Raw genomic sequence first — 15,274 nt, forward strand, 5'->3', positions numbered from 1 at the left:
GCGGTCACCGAACAACCCGTACCAGCACGCGAGGTGACGCTCCATGATCTCCGAAGAACCCCATCCGAACACCTTCCAGGTCGATCTGCGCGGCCTCGTCGACCTGCTCTCCCACCACCTCTATTCCAGCCCCCGCGTGTACGTCCGCGAGCTCCTCCAGAACGCCGTCGACGCGGTCACCGCCCGCCACGCCCTCGATCCCGAAGCCGAGATCGGCATCCGCCTGTCGGCCACCGGGAACCGGGTGACCATCGAGGACAGCGGCATCGGCCTGACCGCGGACGAGGCCCACTCCCTCCTCGCCACCATCGGCCGCAGCTCCAAGCGCGGAGGACCGCACGGCCTGGAGACCACCCGTCAGGAGTTCCTCGGCCAGTTCGGCATCGGTCTGCTCGCCTGCTTCGTCGTCGCCCGCGAGATCCGCGTGGTCACCCGCTCCGCCCGCGATCCGCTGGCCGCGCCCGTCGAATGGCTGGCCACGGACGACGGCTCGTACACCGTGCGCGAACTGCCCTCCGACGCCCGCCCGGAGCCCGGCACCACCGTCGTCCTGGAGGCCCGCCCGGGCGCCGAGGAGTGGACCGTCCCGGCCAAGGTCGAGCAACTGGCCCGCGACTACGGCTCCCTGCTGCCCTACGAGATCACCTTCGACGACGGCTCCGGCGCCGGGCCCCGCCCCGTCACCGACCGGCCCGCTGTCTGGGACCGCCCCTTCCCCACCCCCGCGGCCCGCCGCGTCGCGCTCGCCGGGCACTGCGCGCAGCTCTTCGGTTTCACCCCGCTCGACAGCATCGACCTCGACCTTCCCGTGGCCGGAGTGCGCGGAGTCGCGTACGTCCTGCCCGAGCCGACCAGCCCCGCCCACCGGTCCGGACACCGCGTCCACCTCAAGGGCATGCTGCTGACCGACAAGGCCGACAACCTGCTGCCCGACTGGGCGTTCTTCGTCCGCGCCGTCCTGGACACCGACACCCTGCGGCCCACCGCCTCCCGCGAGAACCTGTACGACGACGAGACGCTCGCCGCCGTGCGCGAAGCCCTCGGCGCCCGCGTCCGCGCCTGGCTCGCCGAGCTCGCCACGAGCGACCCCGAGCGGCTGGCCGCCTTCCTGAGCGTCCACCACCTCGGGGTGAAGTCCCTGGCCCGGCACGACGCCGAGCTGCTCGGCCTGATGCTGCCCTGGCTGCCGTTCGAGACCAGCGACGGTTCGATGAGCCTTGAGCAGTTCGCCGCCGCCCACACCGAGATCCACTTCACCCGGACCGTGGAGGAGTTCCGCCAGATCGCCCCGATCGCGGCGGCCCACGGCCTCGGAGTCATCAACGCCGGCTACACCTACGACGCCGACCTGCTGGCCCTGCTGCCCGCCGTACGGCCGGAGCTCAAGGTCACCGAGCTCGATGCGGGAGCCGTCACCGAACGCCTCGATCCGGTACCGACCTCCGCCGAACTGACCCTGGCCCCCTTTCTGGCCACCGCCCGCACCCGCCTGGAACCCCAGAGCTGCGACGTCGTCCTGCGCGCCTTCCAGCCCGCCAACGTCCCCGCGCTCTACCTCGACGACCGCCAGGCCCGGCAGGAGCGCGACCGCACCGCCGCCCTGGAGACCGCCGACTCGCTGTGGAGCGGCATCCTCGGTTCGCTGCGCGGCTCCGCCCCGCGCGCCCGCCTCGTGCTCAACCACAACAACCCGCTCATCCGCCGGATCTCCGCCCTCCCCGAGGAGGCGCTGACCGCCACGGCCGTCGAATCGCTGTACGGCCAGGCCCTGCTGAGATCCCAGCGGCCCCTGCGCGCGGCCGACACCACCCTGCTCAACCGGGCCTTCCTCGGGCTCCTGGAATGGGCGACCCACTCCGCCACCGGCACGGACGGCACGGACGGCACCGACACCCAGGGGGAGCAGAAGTGAGCACGATGACGGGCGAGGAAATCGAGCGCGGACTGGCCGAGAACCGCCAGGCTCCGGGCGGGGCCGCACGCAACGCCCACGCCGAGGCCCTGTCCGCCGCCGCCGAAGCGACCGGCGACCGGCCGCTGTTCCGCGCGGCACTGGACAACCTGATCAACGCCTACTTGTACAGCTCCGAGTCGCCGAAGATGCTCGTGCCCTTCGCCCGGCTGCTCCAGGAGTACGACAAGGACCCCGGCGCCTTCGACGAGTGGGACGCCCACTCGCTGTTCTGGCAGTTCAAGTGGATCGCCAGCGCCATCGGCCACTCGCCCGAGATCCCGCTGGAGTCGGCCACCGGCTGGCTGGACGAGATGGAGCGCCGCTACCGGATCGCCGGCTACAGCGAGCGTCCCGTGCGCGAGGCCGAGCTGTGGCTCGCCGACGCGACCGCCGACGACGAGCGGGCCGGACGCGCGTACGCCCGCTGGCAGGCCGCCGACCGCGACGACATGAGCGACTGCCACGCCTGCGAACTCAACAGCCAGGGCCACTACGCCATGCTGCGCGGTGACGACGCCGAGGCCCTGGAGGTCTGGCGGCCGGTGCTCTCCGGCGAGCAGACCTGCGCCGAGGAACCCCACCGGATCCTGGCCACCTCGCTGCTGCCGCTGGTGCGGCTCGGCCGGTTCGACGAGGCCCGCTCGGCCCATCTGCGCGGCTACCGGCTGGCCCGTGACAAGGAGAGCCTGCTGCCCTCGGTGGGACGGCACATCGAGTTCTGCGCGCTCACCGGGAACGAGTCCCGGGGCCTGGAGATCCTGGCCGAGCACGCCGCGCACGTGGCCCCGCTCGCCAACCTCTCGGACCAGCTCGCCTTCCACGGCGGCATCCTCGTCCTGCTGCGCCGGCTGACGGAGCTGGGCCACGGACAGAGCCCCGCCGTCCCCTACGAAGGCAGCCCGCGCACCGTGTCCGAGCTGTACGAGGCCCTGCGCGCGGGCTCCCTCGAGATCGCCCGGCGGTTCGACGCCCGCAACGGCTCCACCCGGTTCTCGGAGCGGTTCCTCGCGCGGATCGGCGAGGCTCCGCTGACCGCGGTCCTGCCGCTGGGCGTACGAAGCTCCGCGCTCGCGGCGCTCCCGCAGCCGGGCCCCGCCCCGGCGCCGAGGGCGGCAGCACCGGCCGAGGGCTTCGCGGAACTCGTGGAACGGGCCCGGGCGGCACGCGACCTCGGGCATCCCGGCGCGGACGCCCTCTGGGAGGAGGTGGCCCTGCGTCCCGAGGCGACGGCCGGGTCCGATCCGCTGGCCGCCGCCGATGTGGCGGACCACCGGGCCCTGGCGGCCGCGCGGGCCGGCGCCGCGAACGCCCCGGAGCTGCTGGCCGGCGTACGCGAGCGCTACCGGGAGCTGGGGGTCGCGGAGCGCGCCGCCCTGACCGAGCTGCGGCTGGCGACCGTGGCCGCGCAGTCGGGCACCGAGCCGGGGGAGCTGCGCGAGCTGCTGGCCGTCGCCCTCCGCGCAGCCGAGGCGCTGGACGCGGACGAGCCGCTGCGCACCCGGCGGATCGCCCTCACGGAACTGACCGGGATCCGGGTGGAGTCCTACCTGCGCTCGGTCGAGGCCGCCGAGGACGCCGGACACGGGCACGCCGACGGGCCGGAGCACGGCCACGGCCACGGCCACGGCGAGCTGGCCGCCGAACTCGCCGCCTTCGCCGATGCCTACGCTGCGGCCCTGCCCGACGTGGTGGCGGAGGCCGAGGAGATGCTGGGCCGGCTCGCCCTCTCGCAGGGCGACCCGGAACGTGCCGTGACGCTGCTCGCCGGATCCGCCGACCGCTCGGTGGCCGCGGGCCGGCCGTGGCTCGCCGTGGACCCGCTCGTGCTGCGGGCCGGAGTCCTGATGTCGCTGGACCGCCCGGCCGAGGCCGAGGAGTCGGCCCGAGCCGGGCTGGCGCATGCCGCCGAGGTGACCGACACCGAGGCGCAGGGCGTCGTACGGCTCACCCTCGCCGACATCCTGCTGGGGCGGGGCGAGGCCGACGCGGAGGCCGCGCGGCACGCTCTGGAGGCGGCGCACTGGTTCGACCAGGCCGGGCTCACCGCCGACGGCGGGGCACAGGCCCGGCTGCTGCTCGCCCGGTGCCACGCCCGCGAGGGCCACACCGCCGAGGCGGCCGAGGTGCTGCAGTCGACGCTGCCGGACCTGCTGGAGCACGGTGAGGGCCAGGCCGTCTCCGCACGGGAGTTCCTGGGTGACCTGCTGCGCGATCTGCACGACTCCCGGGGCGCGGCCGAGCAGTACCTGCTGGCGGCGGAGCTCTCCGAGGCCTGGGAGGACCCGCGTCCGCAGGCGAACTTCGCGCAGGCCGCCGCCGATCAGCTCTCCGAGGCCCGGCTGGTGCCGGAGGCGGTCGCCGCCTACGAGCGGGCCCTCGAACTGCGCAGGCGGTCGAAGGACGCGCCGGTCGCCGAGGTACGGATCCTGCGGTCCCTGGCCTGGCTGGGGCTGCGCGACGTGGTCACCGACGCGGCGGTGGCGGGGGCCCGGGCCCGGATGGGCGAGGCTGCCGAGGTCCTGACCGCCGCGCTGGCGGACGCCCCCGAGGACCTCGAGGCACGGGCCGAACTGGCCGAGACCTGGAACCAGCTCGCCCAGGTCCTCGACCGCCGGGTCCGCGCCGACGAGGAGGCGAAGGAGGAAGCCCACGAGGAAGGCGGTCAGGGAGGAGGGGGCCGTGTTTCAGAGCCCGCCGAAACGCTGGGCGCGGCGGAGCTGGAGGCCCTGCGGCTGGAGGAGATCCTGCTCTGGGAACGGGCCGCCGCCCTCCACGCGGAGCTCGGCCCGGACCATCTGCAGGCCCGGTTCCAGTGCGTGAACAACGCCGCCTGGACCGAACACGAGCTGGGCCGGCCCGAAGCCGGCGCCGCCCGGGTCTCGGCGCTGGCCGCCGAGGTGCGCGCGCTGCCCGAGGGCGTGGCCCCGGAGTGGCTCCTGGAAAGCGCCGAACGCACGACGGAGCACCTGCTGCGCACCTCGGCCTAAGCACGCACGCTGCCGTCGCTCCGGAACCGGGGCGACGGCAGCGGCGCGAGGCGGGCGGCCTCTTCCGTCCCTCAGCCCAGCTGGGCGAGCGCCTCGGTGGCGATCTGCTCGAAGACGCCCTGGTCGGCGGCGAAGTCGGAGTCGGGGATCGGCCAGTGGATCACGAGCTCGGTGAAGCCGAGCTCCTGGTGGCGGCCCGCGAAGTCGACGAAGGCCGCCACGGACTCCAGCGGCTGCCCCCGGTCCGGGGTGAAGCCCGTGAGCAGGACCTTGTCCAGCTCGGCCACGTCCCGGCCGGTCTCCGCGCACGCCTTGCCGAGCTTCTCGATCTGGCCGCGCAGGGCCTGCACCGACTGCTCCGGGGTGCCTTCGTCGAAGATCTTCGGATCGCCGGTCGTCACCCACGCCTGCCCGTACCGCGCGGCGAGCTTCAGCCCGCGGGGGCCGGTCGCGGCGACGGCGAAGGGCAGCCGGGGCCGCTGGACGCACCCGGGGATGTTGAAGGCCTCTTCGGCCGAGTAGAACGTGCCCCGCTGCGAGACGGAGTCCTCGGTGAGCAGCCGGTCGAGCAGCGGCAGGAACTCCCCGAAGCGGTCGGCGCGCTCCTTGGGGGTCCACGGCTGCTCCTGTCCGAGCACGGTGGCGTCGAACCCGTTGCCGCCGGCGCCGATCCCGAGCGTGATCCGTCCGCCCGAGATGTCGTCGAGGGAGATCAGTTCCTTGGCGAGCGTCACCGGGTGCCGGAAGTTCGGCGAGGTGACGAGCGTGCCGAGCCGCAGCCGCTCGGTCGCCGTCGCAGCGGCCGTGAGCGTCGGCAGAGCACCGAACCACGGCCCGTTCCGGAAGGTCCGCCAGGACAGGTGGTCGTAGGTGTAGGCCGTGTGGAACCCCAGTTCCTCGGCCCTCTGCCAGCGTTCACGTCCCCCGTCGTTCCACCGGTGGACGGGAAGGATCACGGTGCTCAGGCGAAGAGTCATGACCAGAGCCTACGACCGCCGCCCCGGGCGCCGTCATGTCCCGCGCTGGGCCCTGGCCCGCCACAGGGCGAGCAGGACGGCGGAGTAGGGGTGGGACGGAGTCGTGGTGCGGGCGGTGTGGGCCAGGGCGTCGGCCGCATCGGCCGCGTCGGCCAGGACCTTGCCCACGAGCACCGGTTCCCGCTCCGGGTGGTGGGCGCTCGCTCGTGCGCACGCCGTGCACAGGACCATCGCCAGGCTCGCGGCCCAGGTGGCGTGCGGGCCGCCGCAGGCGGCGCAGTCCGGTGTGCGGGCTGAAGGGATGAGCACGTCGCCCCCGTGTGAGGTCGTCGGAACCGGCACCGTGCCGGCGGCCCGAACGGCAGCGGAGCCGGCGAGAAGATCCTTCCACCACCCACTGACAACCATGTGGCGATGTTTCACGTGAAACATCGCCGGCCGCCGGCATGGGCGAAGATGGAGCCGTGACCTCGGCTCCCCAGCGCCCGGACGGGCCCACCCCCGCGACCCGGCTCATCGCCACCGACCTCGACGGCACCCTGCTGCGTGACGACAAATCCGTCTCGGAACGCACCGTCGCCGCACTCGCCGCCGCCGAGGAGGCCGGTATCGAGGTGTTCTTCGTGACCGGGCGCCCGGCCCGCTGGATGGGAGTGGTCAGCGACCACGTCCAGGGCCACGGCCTGGCCATCTGCGCGAACGGCGCCGCCGTCGTCGACCTGCACGCCATCGACCGGCACACCACCGACGAGCACTCCACCGGCCGGCAGCCCTCGGGACGGGAGTTCGTCCAGGTCAGGCCGCTGCCCCGGATCACCGCGCTCAAGGTGGTGGAGGCCCTTCGGGCCGCCGCCCCCGGCACTTCCTTCGCCGTCGAGCTGACCACCGGCATCAACTACGAACCGCAGTACCCGCCGTTCTTCCAGGACCCGGGTGCCAACGTCGCCACCGCGGAGACCCTGCTCCACGAGGCCACGGACGACGATTCGGCGCCCGTGCTCAAGGTGCTCGCGCACCACTCCGAGCTGGCTCCGGACGAGTTCCTGTCCCTGGCGCGCTCCGTCGCCGGTGCGTACGCCTCGATCACCCGCTCCAGCCCGACCTCCCTGCTGGAGATCAGCGGCCCGGGGGTCTCCAAGGCCAGCACCCTGGCGCTGTGCTGTGAGGAGCGCGGCATCTCGCCGGCCGAGGTGGTCGCCTTCGGCGACATGCCGAACGACGTGGAGATGCTCGGCTGGGCCGGCACCTCGTACGCGATGGGCAATGCCCATCCGGATGTGATCGCGGCCGCGTCGGGCCGTACGGTCGCCAACAACGAGGACGGCGTCGCCCTGGTCATCGAGCGCATCCTGGCCGAACGGACCGCCCGCACCGAGGCGTAGCCGAGGGGCGCGACCGAGGGGCGCGGCTACAGCGGGGCCTCCCACACCAGGGTGGTCCCGCCGCCCTCCTCACCGAGGCCGGGGCCGTACGAGCTGGAGCCGCCGAGCGATTCGGCCCGCCGGCGCAGGTTCCGCAGACCGCTGCGCCGTCCGCCCTCCGGGATGCCCACCCCGTCGTCGGCCACCTCCAGCCGGACTCCGGGCCGCCCGTCGGGCAGGCTGACGGTGGAGTCGAGCACCACCTCGATCCGGGACGCGTCCGCGTGCCGGAACGCGTTCGACAGCGCCTCGCGCAGGGCGGCGATCAGGTTCTTGCCGACGAGCTCGCCGACGACCGCGTCGATCGGTCCGAGGAACCGGTGCGCGGGCTTGAAGCCCAGGGGCACGGCAGCCATGTTGATCTCCCTCAGCACCCGGGTGCGCAGCCCCGAGGGGGCCTCCGCCGGTCCCTGCTGGAGCGCGAAGATCGCGGTGCGGATCTCCTGGATCGTCACGTCGAGCTCGTCCACGGCCTTTCCGACGCCCTCCTGGACCTCCGGCACGACGGAGCGGCGCTGGGCGCCCTCCAGCATCATCCCGGTGGCGAAGAGCCGCTGGATGACCAGGTCGTGCAGGTCGCGGGCGATCCGGTCGCGGTCCTCGAACACCGCGAGGCGCTCCCGGTCCCGCTGCGCCTCCGCCATCATCAGCGCCAGGGCCGCCTGCGAGGCGAACTGCGTGGCCAGGGTCCGCTCCGCCTCGGTGAACGGCCGCTTCCCGCGCGCCCGGGGCGTGACGAGGGCCCCCAGCACCCGGCCCCCGCTCTGCAGCGGGAGCATCATGCAGGCCCCGTACTGGCTGGTCAGGCGGCTGATCATGCGCGGGTCCGAGGCTGCGTCGTCCACGAAGACCGGCTCGCCCTCCAGCAGCCTGGCCACCACCGGGCTCTCGGCGGGGATGACGACGCCGAGCGAGGTTGCCGGGTTCTCCGCGGAGACGGCGACGATCTCCATCCCGCCCTCTTCGGCCGGGAGCATCACGATCCCGGCGGCCGAATCGGCGAGCCGGCGGGCCTGTTCGGCGACGACCGCGAGCGCGTCGTCCGCGTCCCCGCCCGACAGCAGGGCCGTGGTGACGGCGACCGAGCCGTCGATCCAGCGCTCGCGCTGGGTGGCGGCCTCGTAGAGCCGGGCGTTGCCGATGGCGATGCCCGCCTCGGTGGCCAGCACCCGGACCATGTGGACGTCGTAGTCGTTGAACTCGCCGCCGCCGTGCTTCTCCGCCAGGTAGAGGTTCCCGAAGATCTCTCCCTGGACCCGGATCGGAACCCCGAGGAAGGTCTTCATCGGCGGGTGATGGGCGGGGAAGCCCTCCGAGCGCGGGTCCTTGGTCAGGTCGGCGAGGTGGACCGGGTCGGGGTTGGAGATCAGCGCGCCGAGCAGGCCGCGCTTCCCGTCCGGGCGGTGCCCGATCTTCTTCGCCAGCGCGTCGCTGATCCCGAAGGTGACGAAGTCCGAGAGACCCGGGCCCTCCGTGTCGACCACGCCGATGGCCGCGTAACGGGCGTCCGCGAGTTCGGCGGCCGTCTCGCAGATCCGGTCCAGCGTGGAGTGCAGTTCGAGGCCGGTGCCGACCGACCGCATGGCTTCCAGCAACTGCGGCACCCGGGCCGTGAGCTCGGTGGACAGCCCCTGGAGACTCCGGGTGGCGGCGGTCGCGGCCTCCAGCGGGTCGGGCGATTCCGGTGAGGGCTCCGGCGGGTACTCGGGTGATTCCTGGGACTCCTGCGCTGACATGCCCTTGAGCCTAGTTAGTCCCCTTTAGCGAGGAAAGTCGAGCCTGTGCGGTGACGCCCGTCCCGTCCGCTTCCCGCTCCCGCTCCAGCAGCCCGCGCAGCGGACCGGGGGTCGCCGCCAGCTCCGCGTACGCACCGCGCTGGACGACCGCGCCGCCGTCCAGGACGAGGACCTCGTCGACCTTGTCCAGACCGGCCAGCCGGTGCGTGATCAGCACGGTGGTACGGCCCTCGGTCGCGGCCAGCAGGTCCGCGGTCAGTGCGTCGGCGGTGGCCAGGTCCAGGTGCTCGGCAGGCTCGTCCAGCACGAGGACGGGGAAGTCCGCGAGCAACGCCCGCGCCAGGGCGAGGCGCTGGCGCTGGCCACCGGAGATCCGCTCGCCGTGCTCACCGACCAGCGTGTCCAGCCCGTCCGGGAGCCCCTCGGCCCACTCCAGCAGCCGGGCCGCGGCGAGGGCCTCCCGCAGCCGCGCCTCGCTCGCCCCCGGGGCGGCCAGCCGCAGGTTCTCCCGTACGGAGCTGTCGAAGATGTGGGCGTCCTGGGCACACAGGCCCACGACCCGGCGCACGTCGTCCCCGTCGAGGGTGCGCGCGTCGGTCCCGCCCAGGGTGTACGAGCCTTCGTGCTGGTCCAGGAAGCGCAGCAGGACCTGTGCCAGCGTGGTCTTGCCGGCTCCCGAGGGCCCGACGACCGCGATCCGGCGGCCCGCTTCGAGGGTCAGGTCGAGCCCGCTCAGCGCGTCGTTCTCCTGCCCGGGGTGCCGGGCGGCGAGCCCCTTCAACCGGAGCGGGAAGGGCGAGGCGGGCAGGGCTTCGGGGCGCTCCGGCTCGGTGACCGGGGCGGGCGTGTCGATGACCTCGTAGACCCGCTCGGCGCTGCGCCGGACCCGCTGGCGGTACTGGACGGCCTGCGGAAGCCCGCTGACGGCCTCGAAGGCGGCCAGCGGCGTCAGGACGACCACGGCCATGGCCACCCCGGACAGCCGGCCCCCGGCGACGGCGTTCGCCCCGACGGCTGCCGCGCACACCACCGTCAGTCCGGTCAGGAAGGCGGACAGCCCGCTCCCGAGCCCGGTGACGGCGGCCGCCCGGGCCGCGATCCCGGTCAGGGTGCGGTCGCTCTCCTTCGCGGCGGCCTTGCGCCCTCCGAGCGCTCCGGCGACCGTGAGTTCCGCGGTTCCGGTGAGCAGATCCGCCACACGGGTGGCGAGCTCTCCCCGGGCGGGCGCCAGCCGGCGCTCCGTCCGGCGCGCGCAGACCGCGCTGACGAGCGGTACGCCGACCCCGGCGGCCAGCAGCCCGACGGCGAGCACCACCCCGGCCTCGGGCAGCAGCCAGGCGGTGAACGCCACCGAGCCGGTGCCCACGAGCAGCGCGGTGCCGACGGGCAGCAGCCAGCGCAGCCAGTAGTCCTGCAGGGCGTCGGCGTCGGCCACCAGCCGGGTCAGCAGATCCCCGCGCCGCTGGGTGCGCAGTCCGGCGGGCGCGATGCGCTCCAGCCGCTGGAACACCGAGACGCGCAGGTCGGCGAGCATCCGCAGGACCGCGTCGTGGGACACGAGCCGCTCCGCGTAGCGGAAGACGGCCCGTCCCATGCCGAAGGCCCGCGTCGCGGTGACGGCCACCATCAGGTACAGCACGGGCGGCTGTTCGGAGGCGCGCGAGATGAGCCATCCGGAGACGGCCATCAGCCCGACGCTGCACCCGACGGCCAGCGCCCCGAGGAACAGACCGAGCCTGAACCGTCCCTGCCAGGCCTTGGCGACGCCCCGTACCCGCCGGAGCGGATCGCCCCCGCCGGCATCGCTGCCGCCGGTGGACGCGGCCCGTTCCGGAGCGTCCCCGAGGATCCACTCGCCGGGATCGCGCGGTGCCGGTCCCGGCGCGGGCTGCCCCGCCCGCAGGGCGGGAAGCGAAACGGCGGGAAGCGGCGCGGCGGGGGAGGACCCGGCGGGCCCGGCCCCCACCCGCACGACCCGGTCGGCCAGCGCCAGCAGCGCCGGCCGGTGGACCACCAGCAGAACGGTCCGGCCGACCGCGAGGCGGCGTACGGCCTCCACCACGGCCGCCTCGGTCTCGCCGTCCAGGGCCGCCGTCGGCTCGTCGAGCAGGAGCACCGGCCGGTCCGCCAGGAACGCCCGGGCCAGCGCGAGGCGCTGGCGCTGACCGGCGGACAGTCCGACCCCGCCCTCGCCGAGGAGGGTGTCCGCCCCCCGCGGGAGAGCCCGTACGAACTCCCAGGCCCCGGCGTCCGCCAGGGCGGCGGTCACCTCGGCATCGGCGGCGCCGGGCCGCGCCAGCCGCACGTTCTCCGCGATCGTCCCCGCGAACAGGTGCGGCCGCTGCGGGACCCACGCGATCTGCTCCCGCCACTGCTCGAGCGCCAGCCCGGCCAGGTCCGCGCCCCCGACCAGGACCCGGCCCGCACTCGGTGTCACGAAGCCCAGCAGCACCTGCAGCAGCGTGGACTTGCCAGCGCCGCTCGGGCCGGTGAGGGCCACGCATTCGCCCGGTTCCACCGTCAGCGAGACGGGTCCGGGGGAATCCTCGCCCCGGCCGTCGTACCGGACGGCCACCCCGTCGAGCTCGATCCGCAGGTCCGGGACCGGGACGGAGGCCGTCCCCGGCGAGGCGGCGACCGGGGTCTCCAGCACCTCGAAGATCTCTTCCGCGGCGGCCAGTCCTTCCGCCGCCGCGTGGTACTGCGCCCCGACCTGACGCAGGGGCAGATACGCCTCGGGCGCCAGGACCAGGATGACCAGCCCGGTGTAGAGGTCCAGCTCCCCGTGGACGAGCCGCATGCCGATGGTCACGGCGACCAGTGCCACCGACAGGGTCGCCAGCAGTTCGAGTGCGAACGAGGACAGGAACGCGATGCGCAGCGTGCGCATCGTCGCCTGCCGGTAGTCATCGGTGATCTTGCGGATGGACTCCGCCTGCGCCTTCGCGCGGCCGAAGACCTTGAGGGTCGGCAGACCGGCCACCACGTCCAGGAAGTGCCCCGAGAGCCGGGACAGCAGCCGCCACTGGCGGTCCATCCGGGACTGGGTGGCCATGCCGATCAGGATCATGAAGAGGGGGATCAGCGGGAGCGTGACCACGATGATCGCCGCCGACACCCAGTCCTCGGTGACGATCCGCGCGAGCACCGCCACGGGGACGACGATCGCGAGCCCCAGCTGGGGCAGGTACCGCGAGAAGTAGTCGTCGAGCGCGTCCACTCCCCGGGTGGCCAGGGCCACCAGGGAGCCGGTCCGCTGTCCGCTCAGCCAGCCGGGCCCCAGGTCCGCCGCACGTTCCAGCAGCCGGCCGCGCAGTTCGGACTTGACCGCCGCGCTCGCCCGGTGCGCGGCCAGCTCGGTCAGCCAGGCGACCAGGCCGCGGCCGAGCGCCACCGCCGCGAGCAGCAGCAGGGGCGTCCGCAGGGCTGAGCCGTCGAGTCCGTCCTCGAAGGCACCGACCACGATCTCGGCGATCAGCATCGCCTGGCCGACGACCAGCCCCGCCCCGGCGAGCCCGAGGGCCACCACCGCCCCCAGGAAGAGGCGGGTGGAGCGGGCGTACCGAAGCAGGCGCGGGTCGATCGGTTTCACGTGAAACATCCCCCAGGCAGGATCGGGCGGAGCGGAGCTGACGAGTCGGCGGAGCGGCTCAGTGCACGTCGGCGATGTGCTGCGTGCCGATGCGCTTGCGGAACACCCAGTACGTCCACGCCTGGTAGAGCAGGACGACCGGGGTCGCCACCGCCGCGCACCAGGTCATGATCTTCAGGGTGTACGCGCTGGACGAGGCGTTGGTGACCGTGAGGTTCCAGGCGTCGTTCAGCGAGGACGGCATGACGTTCGGGAAGAGCGTCAGGAAGAGCATCGCGACGGCCGCCGCGATGGTGACCCCCGAGAGGCCGAAGGACCAGCCCTCGCGGCCCGCGAGGTTGAAGCCGAGGGCACCGACCAGGGCCAGTACCGCCACGATCATGGCGATCAGGCTCCAGCCGTCACCGCGCGAGACCTGGGTCCAGATCAGGAAGGCGAGCGCCAGCACGGCGGTCACCGCCCCGAGCCGGGTGGCCAGCTTGCGCGAGCGGTCCCGGATGTCGCCGACCGTCTTGAGCGAGGTGAACACCGCGCCGTGGAAGGTGAACAGGGTCAGGGTGACCAGGCCGCCGAGGATCGAGTAGACGTTGAGCAGGTCGAAGAAGTTTCCGACGTACTCCATGTCCTGGTCGATCTTGACTCCGCGCACGATGTTGGCGAAGGCCACGCCCCACAGGAACGCGGGGATCAGCGAGGTCCAGAAGATCGCGTGTTCCCAGTTGGTCTGCCACTTGTCCTCGGGCCGCTTGTGCCGGTACTCGAAGGCGACCCCGCGGATGATCAGGCAGATCAGGATGAGCAGGAGCGGCAGGTAGAAGCCGGAGAAGAGGGTGGCGTACCACTCGGGGAAGGCGGCGAAGGTCGCGCCGCCGGCCGTGAGCAGCCAGACCTCGTTGCCGTCCCACACGGGCCCGATCGTGTTGATCAGGACCCGCTTCTCCGTGCGGTCGCGGGCCAGCAGCTTGGTCAGGACGCCGACTCCGAAGTCGAAGCCCTCCAGGAAGAAGTAGCCGATCCACAGAACGGCGATGAGTACGAACCAGACGTCGTGGAGTTGCATGGTGTGGTCTCCTCAGCCTCAGTACGAGAAGGCCATCGGCCGGTCGGGGTTCTTGTCGTCTCCGCCGATCTTGGTCGGCGGGTTGAGGTCGGCCTCGGTGAGCTCGGGCGGGCCGACCTTGACGTACTTCAGGAGGAGCTTGACCTCGATCACGGCGAGCACGGCGTAGAGCGTCGTGAAGCCGATCATCGAGGTGAGCACCTCACCCTGGGAGACGTTCGGCGAGACCGCGTCCCTGGTGCGCAGGACCCCGTAGACCACCCAGGGCTGGCGGCCCATCTCGGTGAAGATCCAGCCCCAGGAGTTGGCGATCAGCGGGAAGCCCATGGTCCAGAGCGCGATGATCCAGTACCAGTTGGTGAACTTGGGGCTCAGCGCCTTCTTGAAGAGGACCAGGTGCGGGACCTCTTCCTCACCGGTGCGCAGCCCCGGCGGCAGCATGAACTTCCTGCGGGTCAGCCAGAGCCCCAGCATGCCGACACCGAGCGAGGCCATTCCGAAGCCCATCATCCACCGGAAGCCCCAGTAGGCGACGGGGATGTTGGGCCGGTAGTCACCGGGCCCGAACTTCTCCTGCTCGGCCTTGTTGACGTCGTTGATGCCCGGGACGAACGAGGTGAAGTCGTCGTTGGCCAGGAAGGACAGCAGGCCCGGGATCTCTATCGCGACCTTGTTGTGGCCCTTCTCGACGTCTCCGTAGGCGAAGACGGAGAAGGGAGCCGGCGCCTCGCCGTCCCAGAGCGCCTCGGCGGCGGCCATCTTCATCGGCTGCTGCTTGAACATCACCTTGCCGAGCATGTCTCCGCTGATGGCGGTCCCCAGACCGGCGATGATCATGACGACCAGTCCGAGTCGCAGCGAGGTCCGCATGACGGGGATGTGCCTCTTGCGGGCCAGGTGGAAGGCCGAGATGCCGACCATGAACGCGCCGCCGACCAGGAAGGCCGCCGTCATGGTGTGGAAGAACTGGGTCAGCGCGGTGTTCTGCGTGAGCACCAGCCAGAAGTCCGTGAGCTCGGCCCGGCCGCGCTCGGGGTTCATCCGGTAGCCGACGGGGTGCTGCATCCAGGAGTTGGCCGCGAGGATGAAGTACGCGGACAGGATGGTGCCGATCGAGACCATCCAGATGCAGGCCAGGTGGATCTTCTTCGGCAGCTTGTCCCAGCCGAAGATCCACAGGCCGATGAAGGTGGACTCGAAGAAGAAGGCGATGAGCGCCTCGAAGGCCAGCGGGGCCCCGAAGATGTCACCGACGAACCGCGAGTAGTCGGACCAGTTCATGCCGAACTGGAACTCCTGGACGATGCCGGTGACGACGCCCATCGCGATGTTGATCAGGAAGAGCTTGCCCCAGAACTTGGTGGCCCTGAGGTACTTCTCCTTTTCCGAACGCACCCAGGCGGTCTGCAAGATCGCGACGAGCGCGGCCAGCGAGATCGTCAAGGGAACGAAGAGGAAGTGATAGACGGTGGTAATACCGAACTGCCATCGCGCCAGGGTCTCTGGCGCCAAAGCTAGGTCCACGTCGTCGTCTCCTTCGTTTCGCC

9 protein-coding genes are annotated in these 15,274 nt (G+C 72.5%); 3 read left to right on the top strand and 6 right to left on the bottom strand.

What is annotated here, in order from left to right; genetic code table 11:
* Positions 1-43: 43 nt before the first annotated feature.
* On the top strand, positions 44-1,912 hold the full coding sequence (locus ACFRU2_RS29375) for an HSP90 family protein (protein ID WP_382977572.1): 1,869 nt from the start codon (positions 44-46) through the stop codon (positions 1,910-1,912).
* Positions 1,909-4,941, top strand: coding sequence for a tetratricopeptide repeat protein (locus ACFRU2_RS29380; protein ID WP_382977575.1), 3,033 nt, complete (start codon positions 1,909-1,911; stop codon positions 4,939-4,941). The genes ACFRU2_RS29375 and ACFRU2_RS29380 overlap by 4 nt, the downstream gene beginning before the upstream one ends.
* A gap of 71 nt (positions 4,942-5,012) precedes the next feature.
* On the opposite strand, the gene ACFRU2_RS29385 is transcribed toward ACFRU2_RS29380, so the two are convergent.
* Complete coding sequence (locus ACFRU2_RS29385; protein WP_382977578.1) at positions 5,013-5,918, bottom strand: LLM class flavin-dependent oxidoreductase; 906 nt, start codon at positions 5,916-5,918, stop codon at positions 5,013-5,015.
* A gap of 33 nt (positions 5,919-5,951) precedes the next feature.
* Complete coding sequence (locus ACFRU2_RS29390; protein ID WP_382977581.1) at positions 5,952-6,227, bottom strand: hypothetical protein; 276 nt, start codon at positions 6,225-6,227, stop codon at positions 5,952-5,954.
* Between the two features lie 137 nt (positions 6,228-6,364).
* On the opposite strand from ACFRU2_RS29390, the gene ACFRU2_RS29395 reads away from it, so the two are divergent.
* A complete protein-coding gene (locus tag ACFRU2_RS29395; protein ID WP_382977584.1) occupies positions 6,365-7,300 on the top strand; it encodes an HAD hydrolase family protein in 936 nt (311 codons plus the stop codon).
* Positions 7,301-7,326: 26 nt separating this feature from the next.
* On the opposite strand, the gene ACFRU2_RS29400 is transcribed toward ACFRU2_RS29395, so the two are convergent.
* From ACFRU2_RS29400 to ACFRU2_RS29415, 4 genes are read right to left on the bottom strand one after another with little or no spacing between them, the layout of a single operon-like run.
* Positions 7,327-9,075, bottom strand: a complete 1,749-nt coding sequence (locus tag ACFRU2_RS29400) for a GAF domain-containing sensor histidine kinase (protein WP_382977587.1) — start codon at positions 9,073-9,075, stop codon at positions 7,327-7,329.
* A 10-nt stretch (positions 9,076-9,085) separates the two neighbouring features.
* Complete coding sequence (gene cydD, locus ACFRU2_RS29405) at positions 9,086-12,667, bottom strand: thiol reductant ABC exporter subunit CydD (RefSeq protein WP_382977590.1); 3,582 nt, start codon at positions 12,665-12,667, stop codon at positions 9,086-9,088.
* A 58-nt stretch (positions 12,668-12,725) separates the two neighbouring features.
* The gene (cydB, locus tag ACFRU2_RS29410) at positions 12,726-13,727 is read right to left on the bottom strand and encodes a cytochrome d ubiquinol oxidase subunit II (RefSeq protein ID WP_382977593.1); all 1,002 of its coding nucleotides are present in this window, start codon (positions 13,725-13,727) and stop codon (positions 12,726-12,728) included.
* An 18-nt stretch (positions 13,728-13,745) separates the two neighbouring features.
* Entirely contained in the window at positions 13,746-15,251 is a 1,506-nt protein-coding gene (locus ACFRU2_RS29415; RefSeq protein ID WP_382977596.1) for a cytochrome ubiquinol oxidase subunit I, read from the bottom strand.
* Positions 15,252-15,274: the final 23 nt, after the last annotated feature.

It is taken from the genome of Streptomyces sp. NPDC056883, assembly GCF_042788835.1.
Classification (GTDB): domain Bacteria; phylum Actinomycetota; class Actinomycetes; order Streptomycetales; family Streptomycetaceae; genus Streptomyces; species Streptomyces stoeckheimensis.